Source organism: Microcoleus sp. Pol10D4 (assembly GCF_036701555.1).
Lineage (GTDB): Bacteria > Cyanobacteriota > Cyanobacteriia > Cyanobacteriales > Microcoleaceae > Microcoleus.
In genome coordinates, this window is sequence record NZ_JAUBRA010000036.1 from 46620 (window position 1) to 69142 (window position 22523).

Annotated in this window: 18 protein-coding genes; 5 read left to right on the plus strand and 13 right to left on the minus strand. The window is 45.0% G+C overall.

The window, feature by feature from the left end; genetic code table 11:
- Nucleotides 1-184 precede the first annotated feature (184 nt).
- Nucleotides 185-769, plus strand: coding sequence for a hypothetical protein (locus tag QUA36_RS18270; RefSeq protein ID WP_333163487.1), 585 nt, complete (start codon nt 185-187; stop codon nt 767-769).
- A gap of 42 nt (nt 770-811) precedes the next feature.
- Here the strand turns inward: QUA36_RS18270 and QUA36_RS18275 are convergent, their stop codons facing one another.
- Entirely contained in the window at nt 812-1006 is a 195-nt protein-coding gene (locus QUA36_RS18275) for a tetratricopeptide repeat protein (protein ID WP_333163485.1), read from the minus strand.
- Between the two features lie 351 nt (nt 1007-1357).
- Here QUA36_RS18275 and QUA36_RS18280 point away from each other — a divergent pair, with 351 nt between their 5' ends.
- A complete protein-coding gene (locus QUA36_RS18280; protein ID WP_333458629.1) occupies nt 1358-2116 on the plus strand; it encodes a hypothetical protein in 759 nt (252 codons plus the stop codon).
- Between the two features lie 11 nt (nt 2117-2127).
- Nucleotides 2128-2769, plus strand: a complete 642-nt coding sequence (locus QUA36_RS18285) for a ribonuclease H1 domain-containing protein (protein WP_333458630.1) — start codon at nt 2128-2130, stop codon at nt 2767-2769.
- Between the two features lie 236 nt (nt 2770-3005).
- On the opposite strand, the gene QUA36_RS18290 is transcribed toward QUA36_RS18285, so the two are convergent.
- From QUA36_RS18290 to metK, 5 genes are all read right to left on the minus strand, one after another.
- Nucleotides 3006-4970 carry a HAMP domain-containing sensor histidine kinase gene (locus tag QUA36_RS18290; RefSeq protein WP_333458631.1) on the minus strand — a complete coding sequence of 655 codons (1965 nt, stop codon included), beginning with the start codon at nt 4968-4970 and terminating at the stop codon, nt 3006-3008.
- A 143-nt stretch (nt 4971-5113) separates the two neighbouring features.
- Nucleotides 5114-5443 (minus strand): hypothetical protein, encoded by a 330-nt coding sequence (locus QUA36_RS18295; RefSeq protein WP_333458632.1) that lies wholly within the window; start codon nt 5441-5443, stop codon nt 5114-5116.
- A gap of 85 nt (nt 5444-5528) precedes the next feature.
- Entirely contained in the window at nt 5529-7445 is a 1917-nt protein-coding gene (locus QUA36_RS18300; protein ID WP_333458633.1) for a HEAT repeat domain-containing protein, read from the minus strand.
- 471 nt (nt 7446-7916) lie between these two features.
- On the minus strand, nt 7917-9092 hold the full coding sequence (locus QUA36_RS18305; protein WP_333458634.1) for a family 10 glycosylhydrolase: 1176 nt from the start codon (nt 9090-9092) through the stop codon (nt 7917-7919).
- A 204-nt stretch (nt 9093-9296) separates the two neighbouring features.
- Nucleotides 9297-10559, minus strand: a complete 1263-nt coding sequence (gene metK / locus QUA36_RS18310) for a methionine adenosyltransferase (RefSeq protein WP_333458635.1) — start codon at nt 10557-10559, stop codon at nt 9297-9299.
- Nucleotides 10560-10861: 302 nt separating this feature from the next.
- On the opposite strand from metK, the gene QUA36_RS18315 reads away from it, so the two are divergent.
- Nucleotides 10862-12586, plus strand: coding sequence for an AAA-like domain-containing protein (locus QUA36_RS18315; protein WP_333458636.1), 1725 nt, complete (start codon nt 10862-10864; stop codon nt 12584-12586).
- A 92-nt stretch (nt 12587-12678) separates the two neighbouring features.
- On the opposite strand, the gene QUA36_RS18320 is transcribed toward QUA36_RS18315, so the two are convergent.
- Both QUA36_RS18320 and QUA36_RS18325 read right to left on the minus strand, forming a co-directional pair.
- Nucleotides 12679-13026, minus strand: a complete 348-nt coding sequence (locus QUA36_RS18320; RefSeq protein WP_333458637.1) for a rhodanese-like domain-containing protein — start codon at nt 13024-13026, stop codon at nt 12679-12681.
- 95 nt (nt 13027-13121) lie between these two features.
- Nucleotides 13122-13739: a hypothetical protein gene (locus tag QUA36_RS18325; protein ID WP_333458638.1), complete on the minus strand. Its 618-nt coding sequence runs from the start codon at nt 13737-13739 to the stop codon at nt 13122-13124.
- 196 nt (nt 13740-13935) lie between these two features.
- Between QUA36_RS18325 and rpsD the strand changes: the two genes are divergently transcribed.
- Complete coding sequence (rpsD, locus tag QUA36_RS18330) at nt 13936-14544, plus strand: 30S ribosomal protein S4 (protein ID WP_172190738.1); 609 nt, start codon at nt 13936-13938, stop codon at nt 14542-14544.
- Nucleotides 14545-14780: 236 nt separating this feature from the next.
- Here rpsD and QUA36_RS18335 read toward each other — a convergent pair whose 3' ends face one another.
- The 5 genes from QUA36_RS18335 to QUA36_RS18355 all read right to left on the minus strand — a co-directional run.
- Nucleotides 14781-15983 carry a catalase gene (locus QUA36_RS18335; RefSeq protein ID WP_333458639.1) on the minus strand — a complete coding sequence of 401 codons (1203 nt, stop codon included), beginning with the start codon at nt 15981-15983 and terminating at the stop codon, nt 14781-14783.
- Nucleotides 15984-16181: 198 nt separating this feature from the next.
- On the minus strand, nt 16182-17828 hold the full coding sequence (locus tag QUA36_RS18340; protein ID WP_333458640.1) for a peroxidase family protein: 1647 nt from the start codon (nt 17826-17828) through the stop codon (nt 16182-16184).
- 84 nt (nt 17829-17912) lie between these two features.
- On the minus strand, nt 17913-18935 hold the full coding sequence (locus tag QUA36_RS18345) for a DUF2235 domain-containing protein (protein WP_333458641.1): 1023 nt from the start codon (nt 18933-18935) through the stop codon (nt 17913-17915).
- Nucleotides 18936-19569: 634 nt separating this feature from the next.
- On the minus strand, nt 19570-21012 hold the full coding sequence (locus QUA36_RS18350; protein WP_333458642.1) for an MFS transporter: 1443 nt from the start codon (nt 21010-21012) through the stop codon (nt 19570-19572).
- A gap of 656 nt (nt 21013-21668) precedes the next feature.
- The coding region (locus QUA36_RS18355; protein ID WP_333458643.1) for an RNA-guided endonuclease TnpB family protein at nt 21669-22523 on the minus strand (855 nt) is incomplete at its 5' end.

Below are 22523 nucleotides of genomic sequence, written 5' to 3' on the forward strand. Positions count from 1 at the left end.
TTTAACAGATGCGATCGTCCCTAGCCCCCCTTAATAAGGGGGGGACAAGAAGCAGTCAAAGTCTTTGTTAACAATGGCTGGTTCAGAAGCATTCAAAGTCAACCCCTACTCCCCTTCTTAAGGGGGATTTAGGGGGATCTAGACTCAGCTACCACCCTTAAAATACAAATCTGTATATTATTAAATGGAAAATCTATCTATTCTAGAACAAGCTGCCAAATCTACTTCTAAACCATCTCCCGACGCTGTAGTGGCCGCCCTCCTAGAAGCTGAGAAAAACGCGAAAAAAAACAAAATTCGCTATTCTTTCGAGCAATTAATCGGCAACTGGCAACTCTGCTTTATCACCGGCACAAAAAAGACTCGACAAAAAGCGGGGATTGTTTTGGGTGCGGGACGTTACATCCCTCAGTGGATTGCGAAAATTCAAATTGCTTATTCGGCCGAATCTGTTGCTGAAGGGGAAGAGAATAGCGAAATCGGCAGGGTGGAGAATTCTGTGCAAGTTGGGGCGATCGAACTAACTCTTTCGGGGCCGACTAAGTTTTTGCCTAATAATATTTTAGCTTTTGATTTTACCAGAATTACGGTGAAATTGTTGGATAAAACTGTGTATCAAGGATTTATTCGCGGTGGAGAAGCGCGGGAGGCGGAATTTTTTAGTTTGAGTGTGGGGAAGCAGGCATTTTTTGCATATTTTCTGGTAGAAGATGGGATAATTGCCGCTAGAGGAAGGGGCGGCGGCTTGGCTTTGTGGGCAAGAGTTTAGCGGCTCTTAATTGCCTGCAATATAGCAGGGAAATAACTTTATTTATTTCGGAGTTTTGGGGATATTTGTTCTGCTTGGCGGTTGACTTCTATTGTTTACTGCATCAATATTACTCAAAGTCGTAGCTTCCCGAATGCGATCACCAACTTGTCGCAGAATTGGTAAAGCTTGGTTAAAATATTTCAATGCTTCTTGCGGCTGGGAAATGGTGTCGTACACTAAACCAATATTATTCACAGTAGCAGATTTCCCCTGCGATCGCCAAAGGTATCGACTGCGATTAATCTTGATTGTTATATCCTCTGTTGGTAAGCAGTTCTAGTATTTCGACTAGGGAATTGACACAGAGCCAAATCATGAACTATATTAGAGACATGGATGCAGCAGAAATGCTCTAAGCATGACATTTCGTTACACACTCTAGTCGAGGAAATTCCGGTAAAGACGTTCTGAATAGCAAAGTTTATTTTTTTCAGAAACTATTTAAATAGTGTTTTTTATTTGAGGGTTCCTCTAATTTATTATTTCAATAAATTTGTGGATATTAGTATTTAGTATCGAAATGCAAAAAACTGTGAGAGTTATTCAATGACTGATATCCAGGAAAAACACTACAGCCAAATGATGTCTTTCATCGCAAGAAATCGATGGTTATTTAATGAAAAAGTAGAGAATAATTGTCAGCGAATTGATGTCCAGAATGGCAAGTTTACTAATTGTGTGAAGGTTTATGGAACAGGAACCATCCAGATTCAAGGTTCTGAATCCAAATTAAGGGAGGCACTGCTCAAAGCAAAAGAAGCAATTGAAAATGAGGAAAGCCTTGGAGATATGCTTCCTTTTGAGATTGAGCGATTTCCCGAACTTTTAAAGGAAAGAGTTCCTGCTATAGATCCTGTAATTGTCCGATTTATTGAGGAAGCCATTATTACATTGAAAGCAGGCTCTAACTTAGGTTGCGCTTTCTTGCTTGGTGGTGCATCTGAAAAAACGATTTATTTATTAATAGATGCCTATAAAAAAGCTATTAAAGACGAAACATTAAAGAACAAATTTGTATCTAGAACGTCGGGAAAATTTATATCTAAAATTTTTGATGAATTCAAGCAATCATTTAAGAGTTCCAAAAATAAACCTCAAGGTTATGGTTGGACAAACGATATAGAAATCAAAATTGAGCAAATATTTCAATTTTGTAGGATATGTCGTAACGAAGCAGGACACCCACACCTACCACCAAATCTAGATAAGGGAGTTTTGCTTGCAAACATGGGACAGTTTGTTAAGTATGTTGAAGACCTATATGAGTTGATTGCTTATTATGAAGAGCATGAAGTAGAATTATAAGTTTATATCTTATGGTATCCAAGAAATACTACGCTGTTTTCAAGGGTAGGAAGACAGGAATATTTTCAAGTTGGCAGGAATGTGAGGAGCAAATCACAGGCTTTAGTGGTGCGCTTTATAAATCCTTCAAGACCCAAGGTGAAGCAGAAGCAGCCTTAGAGCTTGCAAAACAAACTTCAATATTTCCCCAACAGCCTGAAAAAAGAAAGCAACAATCTGTCAAGGCAAACGCTATTTCTACCGATGCCATTATAATGGATAGTGTTTGTGTTGACGCTTCTTGCTTGGGCAACCCTGGTCCTGTTGAGTATAAAGGTGTTCACACAACAACACACGAAGTAATTTTTCACAAACGCCCAATACCTAACGGCACTAATAATCTTGGGGAATTCTTAGCTATTGTTCATGCACTAGCACACCTTAAAAATGAAGGAAAAGATCTACCTATCTATTCCGATTCACAGACAGCTATTCTTTGGGTTAGAAACAAGAAAGTACGAACAAAGTTACAACGAAATGAAAGTAGTGAGGAAATATTTAATTTGGTAGAACGGGCAGTGGCCTGGCTAGAGATTAATGACTATGCTAATCCCATCCTCAAGTGGAATACTGATTCTTGGGGGGAGATACCAGCAGACTTTGGTCGGAAATAAGTCTAATTCAAATACTATTTCACCTGATTCAACTATCTTAAAACTCATCACAGCATCAAAAATCTGGCGAATCCCCACAATTGAGCGCACCCAACTTCCCCCGATCGCGAAACCTGATCTTTCTGTTCGATCGCCCCCACTGACAAGACTAAAACATTTCGACAAAAAGCCAGAGGTTTGAAACATAAATTTTCGCCCCTCTGCCTACCCCCTACATCTCTCGCCCAAAAATCACATCACCCATTTCCCGCTGGTATACGGACAGTGAAAATAGACCCTTTCCCCTCCTCGCTTTCTACCAAAATTTCCCCACCCATCATCTGACAGTAGTAACGACTAAGTGTCAGCCCCAATCCGGCGCCGTCGTAACGTCGCGTTGTTGAACAGTCAGCTTGCACAAAAGCTTCAAACAATTTGTGCTGTTGTTCTTCCGACATTCCAATTCCGGTATCCTTAACAGATAAGCAAATCCAATCCGACTCTTCAACATTCAGCAGGGGACAAGCGATCGCCGCAGAATGAGTTTCATCGACAGGTATTGAATCGTCAATCGCCGATCGATCTGCTGTATTCAATTTTCCGCTTCCTTCAATGCGCCTGACACTCAGTTTAACCTTGCCGTTTTTGGTGAACTTACCAGCATTATTCAGCAAGTGCATCAAAACCTGCCGCACTTTCTTGAAATCTGCGTGCATGATACCCGCAGTTCGATCGCACTCTATTTCTAAAACATTGCCATTTTTCTCTACCAACTGTTTCGCGGCACACGCAACATTGTCCACCAGGGATGCGATGTCAAACTCCTGGATTTCCAGTTTCATACCCCCCGTTTCAATTTTTGACAAATCGAGGATATCGTTAATCAAAGATAGCAGGTGCGTGCCCGCCTTCTGAATCTTGTGCAAGTCAGGTACAAACTCATCGCATCCCGCATCTTGGGCATCTTCTGAAAGTAGTTGACTGTAGCCGATAATCGCATTTAAAGGCGTCCGCAATTCGTGGCTCATATTTGCTAAAAACTGGCTTTTAGCAGTGTTAGCGGTGACGGCGGCTTCCTTAGCTTGTTTTAATTCTTTAGTATGTTGGGAAACTCGCTCAATCAGGTGATTGAGAGACACAGCTAATGAGCCTATCTCGTCTTGTCCGGTGACGGGGACTCGCAAATCAAAATTCGACTCGGCCGCCACTTGTTCGGCAATCTGAGTGACGCTCACCACTGGTTTGGCGATCGCCCGACTGGTGCGGTCAGCCACCATTCCAGCCACCACTACCGACAGCAGCATACTAATAATAATTATGGCTTTTTCCATTCCTTGAGCATCCTCCATCACTTCACCACCTTGCCCCTCTTGCTGCTGGGCAATATCGAGGATTTTGCTCAATTCCTCAAGGCTGCTGTTAAGCTGTTTTACACCTTTTCCGCTTTCTGTCGCCAAAAGTTTTCGGGCAGACTCTATCTCCCGAGGTGACAGTTGCGATTGCTGGATTTGCTGCAAAGTTGACTTGAGAGTATCGGCGTAGGATTCTAAATCTTCCATGCAATCTCGCAGTAAACTTTTGAGAACTTCCGGCTTTGCTGCCAGCCAAGCAGGTTGGCTGTCGGCAAACTTCTCTATACGCAACCGCAGCTCTTTTGCCTGAACAATACTCTTGACAAACTGCTCTTCTTTCAGTTCCAGCTTGGCAGGATTATCTACAAAAGAATCTAGCTGCGCTCCCTGCAATTGTGCCGCCAGAGCTGCATCTTTAAAATTGCCCAGCAATTGCGCTTGTAGGTGAGCGTCATTGAATTGTTTTAATCCTTGTCCTTGATAGTAATCGGCAATCACCAGCCCGCTTAGGGAGCCAATAAATCCGATTGCTATTGCCAGGAAATACCCGCCACCAATTTTTTTATGGATGGACCAACCGCCAATTTTAGATGGCAACATTTTGCGGAGCTTTAAGCATGATCTTCCTACAAAATCCTGGCTGGGGATTTTATTATGTGGGGTTTCTATAGAAGCGACTTGTTCAGAAATAAAGAGCGGCATCAGTTTACCTACTTTGCTATTTTTTGGGTTTACCTTTCGCGTTTCCACAGGTTCTTTCTGCGGGTTAAATGGTTCTAACTCTGGATTGAACTCGCCCTGGTATTCCGAAACGGCAACCGATAAACTTGCTTCGTTCCCTGTTTTTTTTAGCAAGTTAATTTTTGACATATGCAACCCCTGTATTCTGTTGAAATCTACCACGCTCTTAAGTTCTCCAAACGGAAAATCTTGTCTATTTGACCGTAGACATCTGTGAAAAAGTATCTGAAACTCTTGTCGAGTCAGAGGCGAAACTTAAATTCGGTAGATGTCTAATAGATAATTAGGCTGTTGATTGCTGTTCTCAAATTACTTTTTCGGCTCGTAAAAGTCTGTAGCAGGCAAAATAAAGAAAATTTTATCCAAGCATGGAATTCTTCAGGCAGAAAATTCTCTCTGACCTGTTTTGCCTGTGAGTAGCCCAAAGCTGATATTGTCTGTTGACAATGCACCCGATTCCTTCGCTTTGGGCTTTGGCTGCCAGCAATGCGACGATTGCTTGACGGTTTTTGTTGAGCATCCGACAACTTGTTAGCACAGAATGTCACAAATGCAGCAGCCGATCGAACTTTTGCACCCTGGCGATCGACTTTTGGCATCATTGCCCCGCAAAGACAAGTCTGAGGTGAAGTGTCGTTAGTTGAGTATAACTGTAGGGCTTACGAAAAGAAACCCGGTTTCTGCGACTCAACTGTTGGCGATTGCGAGTTCTGGAGTTGCGGTGGTCAATTCGATCGCCAGTGCTAGCTTACCGTCTCTACCCAAAGCTTCATCGGCCAAGTGTACCATCCAGCTATTCGGCTTGGCTTGGGGTCTGGCGGCGAGCACCAACGCCCAAGCTTCCCGTTCTTTGCCACGACCCAACAGCGCAGCACACACAGTCAAAGCTGTGGCAGTTGAACGGCTGATCCCACTTTGGCAGCAGATCAGCAAACAGCCTCCCTGCGACGACTTTTTCAGGGCGAAGTCAATAATTTTCTGTACATCCTCAAGGGTAGGCAAGATTTGATCCGGGTCGTCAACGGGGGTGTCGAGGTCGTTAAATTCCAGGCACATTCGGTTCGGGATTCGATCGAAAGTTTTGGGTTCGGGCACACCCGGACTGCCGATCGAGATCAGGTATTTAATCTCGCGTCGCGCAGGGCGCTCAACAATGTATTGGCTGGCTTCTACTTGCGAAGCAATCAGGATTTCCGGCAATTTTTTACCCGACAAATCTGGGGAAACAGAGGGATCAAAATCAACTGTTTCTGCCTCAGTGTTGACATCCGCCAAGTATTGGACAGCCAGCGCCCGAACGTCAGCAAATTCGCGATTTAAAGCTGTTTCCAGAGCCAAAATAGCAGCCGTTGAGCCAATTTGACCGAGGGATTTAACAGCCTTTTGGCGCACTCCAGAATTTTCGTCCCCCACCAGCCGCACCAAACCTGCCACAGCTTCCTCTGTCCCAATTTCCCCCAAAGCAGCAGCAACTCTCCACCGCACATAAGATTCGCTATCGCCAATTGCGCTCGCCAGTCCCGCGACCACCATTTTTGGCAATTTAGCATCTCCCTCTGTATCCATGTTCCCAAGGGCAACCGCCGCCCTGCCGCGCACGAAAATATCTCGATCCGAGAGGGATCGGATTACGGCCACCATAGCCGCCTCGCTGCTGATTTCTCCCAAAGCAGAAACTGCACTGCCCCGTACGTCAGAGTCGTTATGTTTGAGGGCTTGTACCAACCCCGCCACAGCCGTTTCCGTGCCAATTTGTCCCAAAGCCTCGGCGGCCCTCAAAGAAACTGCATAGGAGTCGGGATCATCGTGAAGCAATTCTACTAAGCCGGGTACTGCCTCAGAATCGCCGATTTTCCCCAAAGCCGCCGCCGCCCTAGCGCGGACGATGTGATTTTCGTCTCTGAGGGCATTCAGCAGCCCGGGAACTACCTCAGAGACGCCGATTTTCCCGCAGTTGACGGCTGCCCGCCAGCGCACCTCCGAGTCTTGGTGTTTGAGGGCTTTCAGCAGCGCGGGGACGGCTATTTTCGGGTTAATTTTGCCGAAGGCCCAAACAGCCCAGGCGCGCACCCTAGACTCTGGGTGCTTGATTGCTTTGAGCAGTGCTATGGCGGCTGGTTTCGAGTCAATTTCTCCTAAAGCCCAAGCGGCCCAAGCTTGGATTTGGGAATCTTGGGATTCGAGCGATCGGGCTAATTCAATTACTGCTGCTTCGGAGCCGATTTTCGCGATCGCTCGAATCCCCTCAAGGCGCACTGCACTTTCTTTGTGGTTCAATGCGGCCACCAGCATCGGAATTGCCATATCCGAATTTGTTAGGGCCAGCAGTCGAATTTTGAGCAGCGGCGAAGTGGGGATTTTGTCGATTAATTTTATGGTCGCTATTTGAAATTCTGGCTTTACCGTTCCTGCTAGCTTCGAGCCGAGTTTTAAATTTACTTTTAGAGCTAATTTTACTGCCCGCAAAGCCAGACTTTGCTGTTCTACTTGCGGCAATATAGTCGCCAGTGTCCGCATCCCTTGTTTTTGTTTCAAATATTTTTGATGGAATTGAGCATCGCTGAGCTGGGGTAGCTGTTGGATGAGGCTTGCTGCTGAGGTCACTGATTTATCCTAATATTTTGGCGAGCGGTTGAGATTGCTCTTTTAAACTGTCTTTAAAAAAGATGGCGTCTACAAAACGCTACTTCTAAAAAAAAGGTTGCACCACTTCTAAAATATGTCTTATTCTACTATTTTTGCAACTCCCCAATTATTAATTATGGGGTTTGTTTGGGCCATCACCTTGACAATTAGTAGCGCTTGCTGATTGGCATCGCTGGGTTTTGAGATAGCCTAACTCTGCTATATCATTTTATAGCAGGTTGGTTTGAAATAGCGATCGGCGCGGTTGACCGAAAGCATCAAGGATACAAGCCCCTGGATTCATCCATCCAGAAATAAATAAAAAACCTGTATCCGATGAAATTTGCCCCCCGAATTTATCCGTGGGGTCAATACTTCAATTCTTTAATCTAAAATCTAAAATCGATTGACCGCAGCCAACCAGAAACAGCTTGATTGCGGGACAATCTCTCAACGAGCATAGGGCCCTTTTTTCAAAACCTTAGCCAAAGCGTTATCGTTCTCTCGCAAACCTTCGTAAAAAAACATCACTTCTCCTTGAATCCCGCGAGAGCGGTTGTAAGCAATTACTTGCAACAACAGTTCGGGAGTTATGCTATATTTGGTGCCTCGATTCGTCAACAAAATACCGGGAGACACACACTTTACTTGCTGCCCGCTAAGCTGTCCATCAATAAGTTTATCGACCAATTGTTTGTAAGCATTAAAATCGCGACGATAAAACTGCGGGTGAAGCAGATCCACCAAATTTTTGTCAACCCAAGCTTTAGAATCTTGCAAATATTCCACCAGTCCCCAGTCATAAGGACTCGGCGACATCGATAGCAACAAATCAGGATTAATAGCTTTTACTTCTCGGTGTAAACGAGCTACAAACTCAGTAATAATATTAGCACGCCACTCTAGCCAATGTTGTTCTTTACAATCCGACGGCGCTGCTTTACCGCACTCTTCTAGATAGCGTTTAACCGTTTTTTCGTCGTAACCGCCTTCTACCGGAAACGCAATGCGATCGTCTCCTTGAACCCCGTTCACCGGATAATTCTTAGCAACTTCCAGCATCAACCCCAGCACAAAGTCTTGCACTTCCGGGTCAAGAGAATTCATCCAGTCAAAGTTATTTTTCTTAAGTAAATTGCCGCTGGCATCACGGGCGGTCCACTCAGGTTTTTTCGCCAGCAAATGACCGCCCTTGCGATTGTAAGAACTCACAAATCCGTATTCAAAACAAGGAATCACTTTTAAACCAACTCTCTTGGCCTCAACACATATTTCTGCTAAGGGGTCGCGACCTTGATAGCGCGAGTCAATTTCCACCCCAAATTTTTCTCGCATAATTTGAGAAGGATAAGCCGTATAACCCTGGCTCCAAATTATAGGAAAAACGGTATTAAATCCCGTATCGGCGAGAAAGTCCATTGCCTCAGCAATTCGCTCTTTTGATGTGAGAACTTTGGAGTCAGTGGTGGTTATCCAAACGCCGCGAATTCCACCAGGATTGTTAGTCGCAAACGAACTTGGCAGCGTTGCTGGATTTGGTGCAGAAAATCCCGTCGTCGCCAACCGCTGTTGGAGGGAAGAGGTAAAACTGCGAATTGCTGATTGGAAAGGTGTGAAAAATCGCATTTATTTATTCTTTTTGTCTTTGAAGGTAGGCACTGCGCCCGCTACGTTATTGATTGGTACAACCCGGTATTATTTATGGATAAGATGCGCCGAAGAACCGCCTATATTATTTATGAATAAGGTGCAGAGTACGCACCCTACCTTGATTGGTAGCACCCGATATTATTTATGGATAAGGGGCGCAGTACACGCCCCAAAATTGTACTATCCAGCTACTCCAGACAACTTCTGGCTCAAAGCTTCTTTCAAAAGATCCGCCTTATCAGTTTCCTCCCAAGGCAAATCTAAATCAGTGCGTCCGAAGTGACCGTAAGCCGCCACATCTTGATAGAAACGGCCGCCTCTTTCAGCAGGCAAATTCTGCAAGTTAAATGCCTGAATGATGCCCGCAGGACGCAGTTCAAAATGCTGCTTCACAACTTCTAGAAGCCGATCGTCATCAACTTTCCCAGTACCAAAAGTTTCGATCATCATGCTAACAGGCCGCGCAACGCCGATCGCATAACTTAACTGCACTTCGCACTTTTGGGCCAAACCAGCCGCCACGATATTTTTAGCAACGTAGCGACAAGCATAAGCCGCGCTGCGGTCTACCTTGGTGGGGTCTTTCCCAGAAAAAGCGCCGCCACCGTGGCGGGAATAGCCGCCGTAGGTATCCACAATAATTTTGCGACCCGTCAAACCCGAATCTCCTTGAGGCCCGCCGACCACAAATTTGCCGGTGGGGTTGACAAGGAAGCGAGTTTCTGCATCCGGCTTCACGCTAATATCGGCAAACACAGGTTGGACGATAGCAGCCCAAAGGTCTTCTTTGATTTTGGCTTGAACTGCGGCTGTTTCTGTGATGTCGCCGATCGTTTCGGTGTGCTGGGTAGAAATTAAAATTGTATCTATGCCAACAGGTTTGCCATCCTCATAGATGACTGTAACTTGGCTTTTGCCGTCGGGACGTAGGTAAGATAACTGACCGGTTTTGCGGACTGCTGCTAGTTGACGGCAAATCCGGTGCGCTAAACTGATCGGCAGAGGCATCATTTCCGGCGTTTCATTGCAAGCAAAGCCGAACATCAAACCTTGGTCGCCAGCGCCGATGGCGTCTAATTCCTCTTCACTCGATTGTTCCCGGCTTTCGTGGGCTGTATTCACCCCTTGAGCAATATCGGGAGACTGAGAATCAAGAGCCACCAACACCGAGCAGCTATTGGCCGAAAAGCCGTTGTCAGCGTGGATGTAGCCAATATCGGCTATTTTTTTCCGGGCTAATTCTATGTAATTTACCTGAGCTTTAGTGGTAATTTCGCCCGTCAGCAGCATTAAGCCGGTGTTGACGACAACTTCTGCTGCGACGCGGCTTTTGGGGTCTTCAGTCAGTAAGGCATCTAAAATCGTATCTGAAATTTGATCGCAGATTTTATCGGGATGGCCTTCAGTGACCGATTCAGAGGTAAACAGGTAGCGGCGTGACAATGATTATTTCTCCTTAGATAGGGACTCTTCCTGCGCGACATCGACGACCAACGAGTTATTTTTCAGGTAAAGGCTCAGAATGATCGCGTCTGGGCTACCGTCGAATTTTTGTCGATCTGCAGAGCCGTGTTGAAGCAGGGTTTGAGACTGGGTAAAGTGACACTACTATAGCAAAGTCAGTTCCGGGAAGTCCCTAAAAACTGAGATTTTTTAGGATTGTCGATCGATCTTGGACACCGCTCGTCTATCTCCTAACCTGACAAAGGTAAGATACAGTCAGGGTATCGCCTTGCGGAACGACTATGGCAGGACTCCAAAAATTACCAAACTTGATCCAAACAGTTGCCGACCTAGAATTTCCCGGCGGCCCCATACCGCTTGACTCTCGATTTTATATTGATCGCTCAGGGGCCGAAGCCCTGGCCTTTGCAGAAATTAGCAAACCCGGAGGCCTAGTTCGCATTAAAGCTCCCAAAAAAATGGGCAAAAGTTCGCTGATGCTGCGGATAATTCACGCGGCAGTCGATCGTGAATACCGCACAGTAACTGTAGACTTTCAGCAAGCCGACACAGAGGTTTTTGCTAATTTAGATAAATTTTTGCGCTGGTTTTGTGTCAATGTCGCTCGGCAACTAAAACTCGAATCCAATATTGATGAATGCTGGGATGAAGATATGGGCAGCAAGGTAAGCTGCACTATTTACTTTGAAAACTATTTGCTCGAACAAATTGACAGCCCCATTGTCTTGGTGATTAACGAAATAAATCGAGTATTTGAACGCACCAATATTGCTCAAGATTTTCTGTCAGTGATCCGTTTTTGGTACGAACAAGCTCGCGCTAGCACAACTTGGCAAAAACTCCGCATTGTTGTCATTCATTCGACAGAGATTTATCTTGCTTTGAATGTTAATCAATCTCCATTTAATGTAGGGATGCCGATTCAACTCTCAGAATTCACTGCGGAACAAGTCCAAGATTTGGCGTGCAGATACAGACTAAACTGGAGCGATAGCAATTCGATCGAGCAATTAATGAACATGGTAGGCGGGCATCCTTATTTAGTGCATTTAGCGCTGTATCATCTGGGAATTTTGCAACAAAACCGCCTGTCGGTCGATCGGGATGAGCCTGGGGAGGAACTGGGGCGAGCCGAGTTGGCAGAATTGTTAATAGCAGCTCCTACTCACAGCGGAATTTATAGCGACTACTTGCAAAATCAGTCGATCGCCATTCAACAGCAGCCCGAACTCGCCTCCGCATTCCAACAAGTTGTCGATGCTAAAAATAGCATTCACCTCGGACCTTTGATTGCTTATCAGTTAGAGAGCATGGGACTTGTCAAATTAGAAGGAAATAACTGTAGTTTATCTTGCGAATTATATCGCCTGTATTTTCAAGGACAAAATTTGTGCGAGGACAAGTTGTCGATGGTTGGTTTTGAGGAGTTGCTGCGAGAAAATCAAAGGCTGCAAGCTTTGGTGAATGTGGACGAACTTACTCAAATTGGTAACAGACGATATTTTGATAGTTGCTTGCGAACCGAATGGAAACACATGGCTCGCGAGGGGTCTCCGATATCTTTAATTTTGTGCGATCTCGATTATTTCAAAATATATAATGATACCTACGGACATCAAGCAGGAGATGAGTGTTTGCAATCGGTAGCTCAGACAATTCGCCGATCGCTCCAGCGTCCTGCTGATGTAGCTGCTCGCTACGGGGGCGAGGAATTTGCTGTGATTTTACCGGAAGCTGATGGATCGGCAGCTCTGGTTGTTGCCGAACAAATTAGAGCGAAAGTGAAAGCTTTGAATATTGTTTTTAACCCCGATTGTGTTGACGGTCTACCTAATTCTGTAGTAACGATTAGTTTGGGAATTGCCAGCGTTGTTCCAAGTGAGGAAAATGATGCGATAACGCTACTACTGGCGGCTGATGAGGCTCTTTATGACTCGAAAAGGCAGGGGCGCGATCGGCTCACTATGAGTAAGCTTTTAAATTTTCGATTTGTTGCTGTTAATTAGCTCATTCTGGGAGAAGATAATTCGTTTCTACACATACAAAGTCCGCCCGCGCGGACTCTGAAGAAAGCGATAGTTAAGAATTGGGTTTGATGTTAATAGCGAGGGACGGTTCGATCGACCACCATTGAGTAAGCATCGATGCCACCAACGATATTTTTAACGTTAGTAAATCCTTGAGTGGCTAACCAGTGGCACATTTGAGCCGATCGCACTCCGTGATGGCACAGAACTAGGGTTTCGGTGTCGCGATCGAGTCTAGCGTCAATTTCACCAGACCAGTCGGCAAACTCGCTCAACGGAAAAGCTACAAATCCCGGCAGCGCCGCGAGTTCAATTTCGTGAGGTTCTCGCACGTCTACAAGCTGCAATTTCTCCGCATTGGTTTCTGCTAATTGGCGAGCTAATTCTTCGACTGTAATTTGAGCAAAAATTTCTGACATTTGATTATAAAAAAGTAGTCATTAGTCATTAGTCATCAGTCATTAGTCAGTTAACAGTTAACAGTCAACAGTCAACCGTTAACCGTTAACCGTTATTAATTGAGGGGCGAAGGCGGTGGAATTAGCTCCACAGGAGGGGTAGGTGCAGGACGCTCGTCCAACTGGCTCACGTTGTCCCTGGGGTCGAGACAAGTGGCGATTAACCGGTCAGTGGGAAAGTCGAGCCTGCCGCTCAAACCGACTACGCATTCAGCAAACTGTTGTGGCAATAAACTGCGGCGGCATCCATCGAGCACTACCAGGGGATCGGCAGGTTGAGTTCGACTTTTGCCGTTAATATTCACTACGCAAGTAGCCAATTCTTGGGGACGCCTCACTCGCCGACAGCTAGAGAGCGCTTCGACACCAGAAATATTAGTTTTGCGGTTGATTTGGAGGGCGCATTTAGATATGTCGCGGGGGCGGAGGGCGTCAGCACAAGCGGAGGCGGCTGCCTCTGCCCCCACTCCGGCTTCGATTAGTTCCAGGGCGCAGACGCGATAGGGATTCCTATTGCGAGGGATTCTAATAGTGATGGCTGAGGCTGGTGAGATTGGCAGTGCTGTTGCCAACAAACCGAGGGCTGCTAGCTGCGTGCCGAGAGCTAATATCCAGCGCCCGGTAGGGCTTGAGCCTGTCGGTGCTGGCTTTGGGGAAAAATTGCGGTTGTGCATGGCAGATCGAGTAGTGAGTTTTTTTGGCTGATTGGGGCGATCGATCGATCGGCTTTTCCTTCAGAATTTACCTCACATTATGGCTCGCGCTGCGGTCGATCGTTTTTTTATCGATCTTTGTTGGAATTTTGACCGTTACCAACATATAATATAGAGTCTGCATAAAATTGCATACAGATATTAGAGAGGAAAATAAATGTCTCGATATCGAGGCCCCCGATTGAGAATCGTCCGTCGCCTGAAAGAGTTGCCGGGTCTAACCCGCAAAACCCCCAGACGAGATTATCCGCCTGGACAGCACGGTCAAAACCGCAAAAAGCTCTCTGAGTATGCGGTTCGCTTGCAAGAAAAGCAAAAACTCCGTTTCAATTACGGTGTGACGGAACGCCAACTGCTCCGTTACGTCCGCAAAGCCCGCCGTGTCACGGGCTCCACAGGTCAAGTGTTACTGCAATTTTTGGAAATGCGCTTGGACAATACTGTGTTTCGGATGGGAATGGCTCCAACCATTCCGTCCGCTAGACAATTGGTAAATCACGGTCACATAACTGTCAATGACCGTGAAGTCAATATCGCCAGCTATCAGTGCAAGCCTGGTGATGTGGTTGCGGTGAAAAATAGAGAGCGCTCGCGCACAATGGTAGAAGCTAATCTCAAAGACCCAGGCTTGGCTCACTTGCCGAATCACTTGGAATTTGATAAGCAAAAACTGGTTGGCAAAGTTAACGGCGTTATCGAACGCGAGTGGATTGCTCTACAAATTAACGAACTGCTAGTGGTGGAATACTACTCACGGCAAGCTTAATTTATTAGTCATCAGTCGTTGGTCATTAGTCATCAGTTGGTTGCTAGCAGAATAATTAATAATTGGGTACGAACCCAGTTATTGATTAATTGCTACTGAATAATGAGGACTAAAGACTGATCACTAAAAATTCATAATTTTCAACATTCCCACCCCCTAAAAAGGGATGGGATTTTTTGAAGGTTTCGGTTGTTAATATCGTTTCCGGTGGGATGTCCCCGACAAAAATTATTCCCTTAAAATGTTTCTTCTCCGGTTGGTTCTTGGTGGACAAGACCTCGCTTTTGAAGGCGATAATTCGCTACAACGGGGTAAACAACACCGCGTATCCGATTGATCGCACCTACTGGACGATGAACTGCTAACCCGTTCCAGGGAGAATATCTCAGGTTTTCGTTGAAATCAGATTGTTTTTCATAATCAATAATCTGATGCTTGACGGTGAGACGACCTACTCTCAAGAAGGGTGATTCTTTTTCCTTCCAGACATTGATCCCATCGTCGATCGGCATTTTTAGGCTGGTTTGGAACTGAATGCCAAAATCCCAACAGTATTGGGCATCAGGTTTCGCCAAGGCTTGAATTAGATCGTCCCTGTAATAATTATCTGGTTTATTGGGATCTAAACCCAAGGCTTTAGCGCGATCGACAAAAGGAATTTTAGGAATTCCCGGTCGAGATTGTTCTGGAATTATCTCGTGCGGTGGTTTGCATGAAACCGGAGTAAACCCATACTTAATTACCGCAGGATATTCGACAGGAACTAGACCAGGCTGGGAGGGATCGAAACCGGGATTGAGACCCAAAGCAGAGGGTGAACCGCTCCAATATTTTGCTGTTAGCAAACTCTTCGGAGTCCGGCTACCCGTAAGCGTTGAGACCGCTAGAAAGTGTCTGGGATGTCGGATTAGCCACTTTTTCAATGTCTCTGGTGATTCAACCAGAGCCGAAAAAAAGCCGTAGTAATCTTTGATGGTTTGGCTCACAAATATTTCTGAATTGTGAACAATGATGTCCTGGGTTTTTGACTCATGGCTTTGCGCGAGTCGTTCCCCTTCCACCCCCATGACTTTCAGTGATATTGAGCGCGAATCTTTTTGGTAATCAGGGTATACTTTGGTAGCCCCGTTAGCAAAGCGCAACCAAACAGGATATTGTTTGGGTTTTGCCAGCAAACCTTGCTTAAGGGAAATCGCATTCAGTTGCGAAGAAGTTAACGAAGCGCGTTTGCCCAATTCCCGTTTAATAGCTTCCTCATCAAAGTCAAAAATTTCCAGAGTTCCTTTAAGGCAAGCATGAGTTTTGGCGTGAGTATCTCGCAGCGCCCGCTCCTTATTGCCGTAAAGATTATCCATCCGAAGCTTAGCCTGCTCAACCAAAAGATCGTAATATTTGCGTTCGTCTTGTTCGGGATATTCGGTAAATAACTTTTTGTTCATAACATAACCTTCGGTTAATCGCTAAAAAAGGTTCTACACAAACCGTTGCATCTGTTAAACAGTATAACTGCTGGTGCAATTGCTCCTGAATTGCCGTAGGCGATCGCTTGCGAAAATATCGCCTTTTTCTTCCTCATTTTTGAGGGCGCAGGTGTCTTTGCGCCCCCACTACCTTGAGTCTTAGTTGTCAGCTACAACTTAAAGCTCGAAGGAGACTTTGTACTTGGGATCGCTTGGAGGAACATTACGATTCACTAAATCAGAGACTGTTTTGGTATTTTGGATAATTTCCCAACCAACCTCAGAAAAAGTTTCCTTATTGAAGACTTTAGGGGATAGCAAAGGATTAGTTAAAGCTTGGGAAAAAGCATCAATGCCAATTATCCGTGCTACTAAAGGCGGAATTGCTGAATTTTTGCGAACATCTTCAGCGTACAATCCGACAAATAATTCAATCTTATCAACATGACCGTACAACTCTTTTAATTTCTGTTGAGCGTATTCGTCACCCGTAATTTGATTGAAATCAGTCACTCTGGGATAACCACACATTTCGCGGTAATCGTTATAACTGGCTAACTGCGCCTGCCGTCCGAGTTTAACAGATGCTAGTTCGGTAGCATCAATAAATGTATAGGGTGTTCCTGCGATCTTAAAATCAGGTGTGTTAAACAAACCAATTCTAGTGCCTGGTTGGGAACAAGTTTCTTCCATCAATGCACCCAACCCTTTATCTATTAACATCTGATTATTCCAGAGAGAATCGTACATGGATTTTTCTTTGCCGTCATAGATAAAGGTTTCAGGAACCGCACTATGCCAGCGATAGACAAAACTAAACTCAATCGCCATCCAATTTTCTCGATACCAACTTTCTTTGGTAAAAGCTTCTGGATCGGCAAAGAACCTAAAATTATAGGGCGTAATGTGGAAAATGTACTCTTCCATAATGATATTGAGAACAATCACCATGAGAATATTTCTCGCGGTTTGGAAGAGCCTCTCATCGTCCCATTGCGGATAGCTTTTGGACAAAACATCACAAATTCGATTATGCTCCCTGATACATAAAGTGTTGAGCATGACATAGCCAACTTGGACGTTTGCCCGTTCAACTCCCATTGCAAATAGCTTGCTTTTCTTTTCGGGGGGTTGTCTTTTCTCATCATTAAGGGGTGCATGAAGACCTTCAAATTGAGGATCGACAATACCCTGCTCAGGATCGGCATAATAAAAGAGTGGATACTCTTCTTCTACGCCATCTTGGCGCTTGAGTTTTTGGGTTTTAAATTTACCGTCTTTGAAAGCTCTGAGCATATTTGTTTGTTTGCGGGTCAACCCGTAAACATTACACATATCAATCTGATGGTTGGAGGTATTTTTGAAGCGGTTTTGCTGATCTATCCGCAGAAAACTATCTGTAAACCATTGCACCCAATAGGGAAAGAGCAGAGTCGATTTTTCCGAATAAATGGTTTTTCCATCTCTTTTTTGGAATAAGGTCTTTAATTTGTCCAGTGGTGGTAAATTCCCTTCTTTGTTAAATTCTGGGTCAGGAGGTAAATGTCGCCCAGTATAAGTCTTGTCTGTAAGTGAATCCCAAGAGATGTAGGTATCAGTTTTCTTGGGAATATCTGTCCCTGGAATTTTGGGATCTAAGCCCATTAAGCTATAGGGAAGCGGGCGAGTCGGAAGTTTGTAAATGATACTATTGAGAAAAAATTTGTTTAGTTTACGTTTCAGAGGCTCGTAACTTTGAACTAAATCCCAAATTGGCTTGAAATGAGTCAACGTATATGCTAAAGCTTTGTTGCTCAATCCATCTCTAGATGTATCTCTTGTCATGATTGCTTTTCCTTTCGATTGTTGGAGATTAGATAGATTACAAACTCTTCTTATGTTCGGTTCTGAGAGCTTGATAAAGTTTTATCATTTTTCTATATTCTCAATTACTTTGGAGAGAATTTTTTGCAGATTCTTAGGTCGATAGTCTGGGCGTTTTTTCAATCGATTGATCGTGCTTTCGTGAAGATCCTCAATAGCATCGCCCACCTCGCGGAACTTGATTCCTGCCAATTGGAAGAACCCAGGATTGTTTTTAAAATCAATCTCATAATTGGGATTGATACCTGTGGGAATGGCACTTATATCGAATTCAAGCCCCAATCCAAGGTTACGGGTTGAATCGATCATCCATTGTAAGGCGGCATCTGATAAACCGCTGTATTCTTTCGTTCCACCGCCGATGCAGATATGCGAGCCGGGAAACCAAACTTGAATAACCCGCTGGTTATCAACATCAGGATTTTTTTTCATAGGCGTAACATCAAAGATTTCGCGAACTTCGTCGATCGCCACGGCGTGCAACGCATTTTGAATTAACTTATTTAAAGTGGTGTCGTGGAATCTGTACCTTTTCTTGAGCTGTTCGTCATACTTCTTGAAGGCGGGTAGAGTAGGAATACCAAGGGCTCCAACGGTGTCGAAACAACCAAGCAAGGTAATCGGGATGCGATCGCCGTAATCTTCGCGGTAATTGGCTGCTACCCGATCCTTTGGTTTAATGTCTCGTGTACGGTAAAGCTCGTAAGCTTCTGATGCCCTGGTAATATGAGGGCGGGATAGGAGACCGGAGCAATAAATCATCCCGGTTAGACTCCTGACTGTGTAAGCACCGCGACTGAACCCGAATAGATATATTTCGTCACCCTTCTCATAGTTGAGAGAAAGAAAACGATAGGCATCTTGTATATTTTTATCGATTCCCAGTCCAGTGGCTCCGCCCAAAATCTTGTTACTATCCGATCCAATTCCCTCGTCATAAAACACGATCTGCGGAACCCCATCACTGCCACTCGATTTCACTGCCTGGGCAAGCTTAATCACATTACTTGGGTAACTACTATTGAGTTGTTGCCAAGTTCCATCACAGCAAACAATCAGACGTTTCATTTTTAAGTTCTCTCTTTGAATTTGAAAGTTGAGAGCGACCTGTCTTTGGTAATCGGTTACAAGAGAATTGCCAATTCCGGTTTTTCTGTCGCGTCAGGCGAGCCCTGCTAATTTTTGGCTCGAAAGTGTTATGTGGCTGGGCAATCTTTAACTATTTCGATTGTCAGGATATTAGTCCCAAAACACCATCTATTTGAGTTTGTTGTATTAAAATGTTAATATTATTAATATTCCTTAACTTAAAAAAATCAGAGCGTGAAATCGTAGGTTTGCTTCTGGGAAAATGCTCGATTCTCCTAAAACGTAAAAAATTTAGAGCGTGTAATCGTAGGTTTGCTTCTGGGAAAATGAGCGATTTTCCTAACAGGAGTAGTGATCCGACGCCCTAGCTAACAAACCTTTAAAGACATTTACGCTCTGCCTTGTCAGCTTATAAAACAGCTATATCTTATCGATTTGTCTGTAGGCTGCAAGATAATAATGAGGTATTTGTTGCACAAGTAGCAGGTTCAATGCTCTGTTTGAGGCTAAATTTTGTTTCAGTCACTCTCAGATTTCCTGCGATGTGGTTGAATTGTTGAACAATATTGGGATTTTTCTGGTTTCTGAATGGGCAAATTTGTACTAAAACTTCCTAGCCCCGGTTTAAATTGAAACGTCCCAAAGTGGGGACGATCGACCGCAGCGACTGGCTACGAGGTTCTCGCACCAAAACCAAAGGCACAAGAGCAATCAGCCGCACAGTAGCCGAGAGGGCAAACACTGCTCCCAAACTCATGCCGGGAAGTTCGGCAAGAAAGCCGCCGACGGTAGTTCCCAAAGCCCCAGCTACTCCCGCAACCGCTGCGGCGATCGCAAAATAAGTCGAAGGTTGCTCGATCGACGCTATCTCCATTTGAATATTGTTAGTACACAGCCCGATCGCGCCTAAAGTCGTTCCCCCCAACAAGTGCAGCAGCGGCAGCCACACCCAGAGGGCAAACGGGTAATTGCCCGTACCCAACCACAGCAAAGGCGTTATCGCCACCACCAGCCCAACCGCAATTAGCAGCGGGCGATTTCCCCAGCGATCGGCCAACTTACCCCAAAACATCAGCAGCAGTAGATTTGCGCCGGAACTTAAGCTGGTGTAAATCGTTACCAAACTCACATCCAAGCTTAAATCTTTCAGCAGGTAGATATTAAAAAAAGGCGCGCTGAGATTAACAGCAAATGTCCACACACTGAAATAAAGAATAAATATTAAAAAATTAGAATCTTTCAGCACAGAAGGCACAAAATCAGTTATTTGCCTTGCTTTTTTCTCTGTAAGTCGATCGTTCTGTGCATTTTTTTTGTATACCTGCGGATTCACATCAACCATCAAGGATTGACACCCCAAACTAATCATTCCCGCCAAAACACCCACCAATAAAACAATACCGTAGCCCAAAATTGGGCCGCCGTCCCAAGTTGACACTCCCAATCCCATCAACGGCACTGCCAGCAAAGTGATGAGGCTGACAGCACTGTTGCGAAAGCCAAAATAGCGTCCCCGCAAGCGCTGAGGAACCACAGCAGCCATCCAACTGAACCAGCTAGAATTGGCCAAAGCTGCCAGCATACTAGCTGCTACGACTGTTACCAGTGTCCATTGCAGCAGTTGGCGGAGGTCTGCGTGCTGGGAACCCCAAACAATTGCCACCGCCAGCACCAGCCACAGCAGCCGCGAAACGCTGAATACAAATAGGTTGTACGAGCGGCGGGTGGTTGTCCGATCTGCGATGTAGGCTCCTAATGGTTGCAGGAGATTTACCACCATCGGAATAGCAAAGAATATACCTATTTCCACGCTACTCGCGCCGAGTTGCAGCAAGAAGTTGCTCAGCAGCACGCCGGTGGTCGCCGACTCGAAGATAGTGGCAAAAACGCCGTCTAGAGTTGAGGCTTTCAGGGTCGATCGAACGTCTTTTTTGGAAAATTTGAGAGCTATTTTTGGAGAGAGAACGAGCTGAAATATTTTCGGGTCTACTATTTCTACTATTTCTGCAGTCTGAAGAGATAGAGGTTCATTTAACTCTGCAACTGGTTCAACCATAGTCAATCGATTTTAGATTTTAGGTTTTAGATTGTAGATTGGATAATTGAAGTAACAGGGTTAGATAAAACCAGCCCCACCTTCAAGAGGCTAACTCGAAAGTAGGACTGGCACGTCCGGGTAATTCAGATCAATATAAATGACTTGCAATCGCTAGGACATCAACCGGTTGGGAGATATAAATTTGCTAATTGTAAAAAAGTAGGTTTTAGGGCTTAACCAGGAAGCGAGCGCAGCATTTGGCATACCAAAAATTTCTCGAATTCCGCCTCAAACAAGTCTCCCCAAGGGCCAAAGCAAATTTCGCGCGAGCTCATCGACTCGGCTCTGACACCTTTACGGCTAGGTAAATTTATAGAAGGAAAGACGATCGACTTGCCGAGTATAGCTGCTAACGATTTGTACCTAATTCCTGGAATCCGTTTGTTCTGTGCCAGCGCTCGCGATCGAGATTCCGAGTTTTTTGTGAAAATCGCCCCCAAGTGCCGGTAAAGCTTCGGAGTGGGTTATTGGCGATCCTCTACGGGGGCTCCGCTAACGCACCTGCTTTGCAAAACTTATCTAAACTTGTCTAAACTAATCTTTAGACACAATCCGAGTTCACTTCCTACGCTGTTGGGTAGACGGCTAATCCCAAGATAAGTAGGCTATCCCCCTCAAGCCGAGGGTTTCCAATTTAAAATATTTAGACTTGCGTTCCAGTCCCGATCTAAAGATATGCCACAAGCAGGACACTCAAAAGTCCTAATGCTTAGTGGCATATCTTTTTTTGTGCCACAATTCGAGCAAGTTTTAGTGCTGGGGAACCATTGGTCTACCAGCACTAAATTTGCCCCATACATTTTGCACTTATAATCGAGTTGGCGTTTGAACTCGTAAAAACCTAGATCCGATATTGCTCCAGCCAGCTTGTGATTCGCCATCATGCCCTGAACGTTCAAGTTTTCAATCTTGATTAGCTTAAAAGTTTGGGCTAAATAAGTTGTTAGCTTGTGAAGGAAATCTAAACGAATACGAGCTATCCGTGCATGGAGCCGACGGATTTTATGGTAGGTTTTGCCCTGATTTTGGGAGCCTCTTACCTGTTTTGAGGCTTGGCGTTGCAAGGTAGCAAGCTTGGTTTTCGCTTGTTTTAACGGCTTCGGCGCATCAAAGACCTGCTGAGTGGACAGCGTGGCAAAAGAATTAATGCCTACATCGATTCCTACAGAGCTTTCAGATTGTTGAACTGGCAAACGTTCTGCATCAACGCAAAAGGAAACAAACCAACGACTTGCTTCTTTTGAAATCGTAAAAGTTTGAGACACATAACCGCATTCTAGGGCTTCGTAGAGTCGAAAAGTACCCAAGGTAGGAATCTTAAGGGTTTTGCCAGCGTTTAGTAAAACTTTGCCATTAGAGGAATCAACTGTAAAAGATTGACCGTCTCGGCGACTAGGGCGTAGGTACAGTATTAGAACTTGACAAAAGTAGGAAAGCATGATAAGTGAATTTAGGAGCTTGTTAAATCC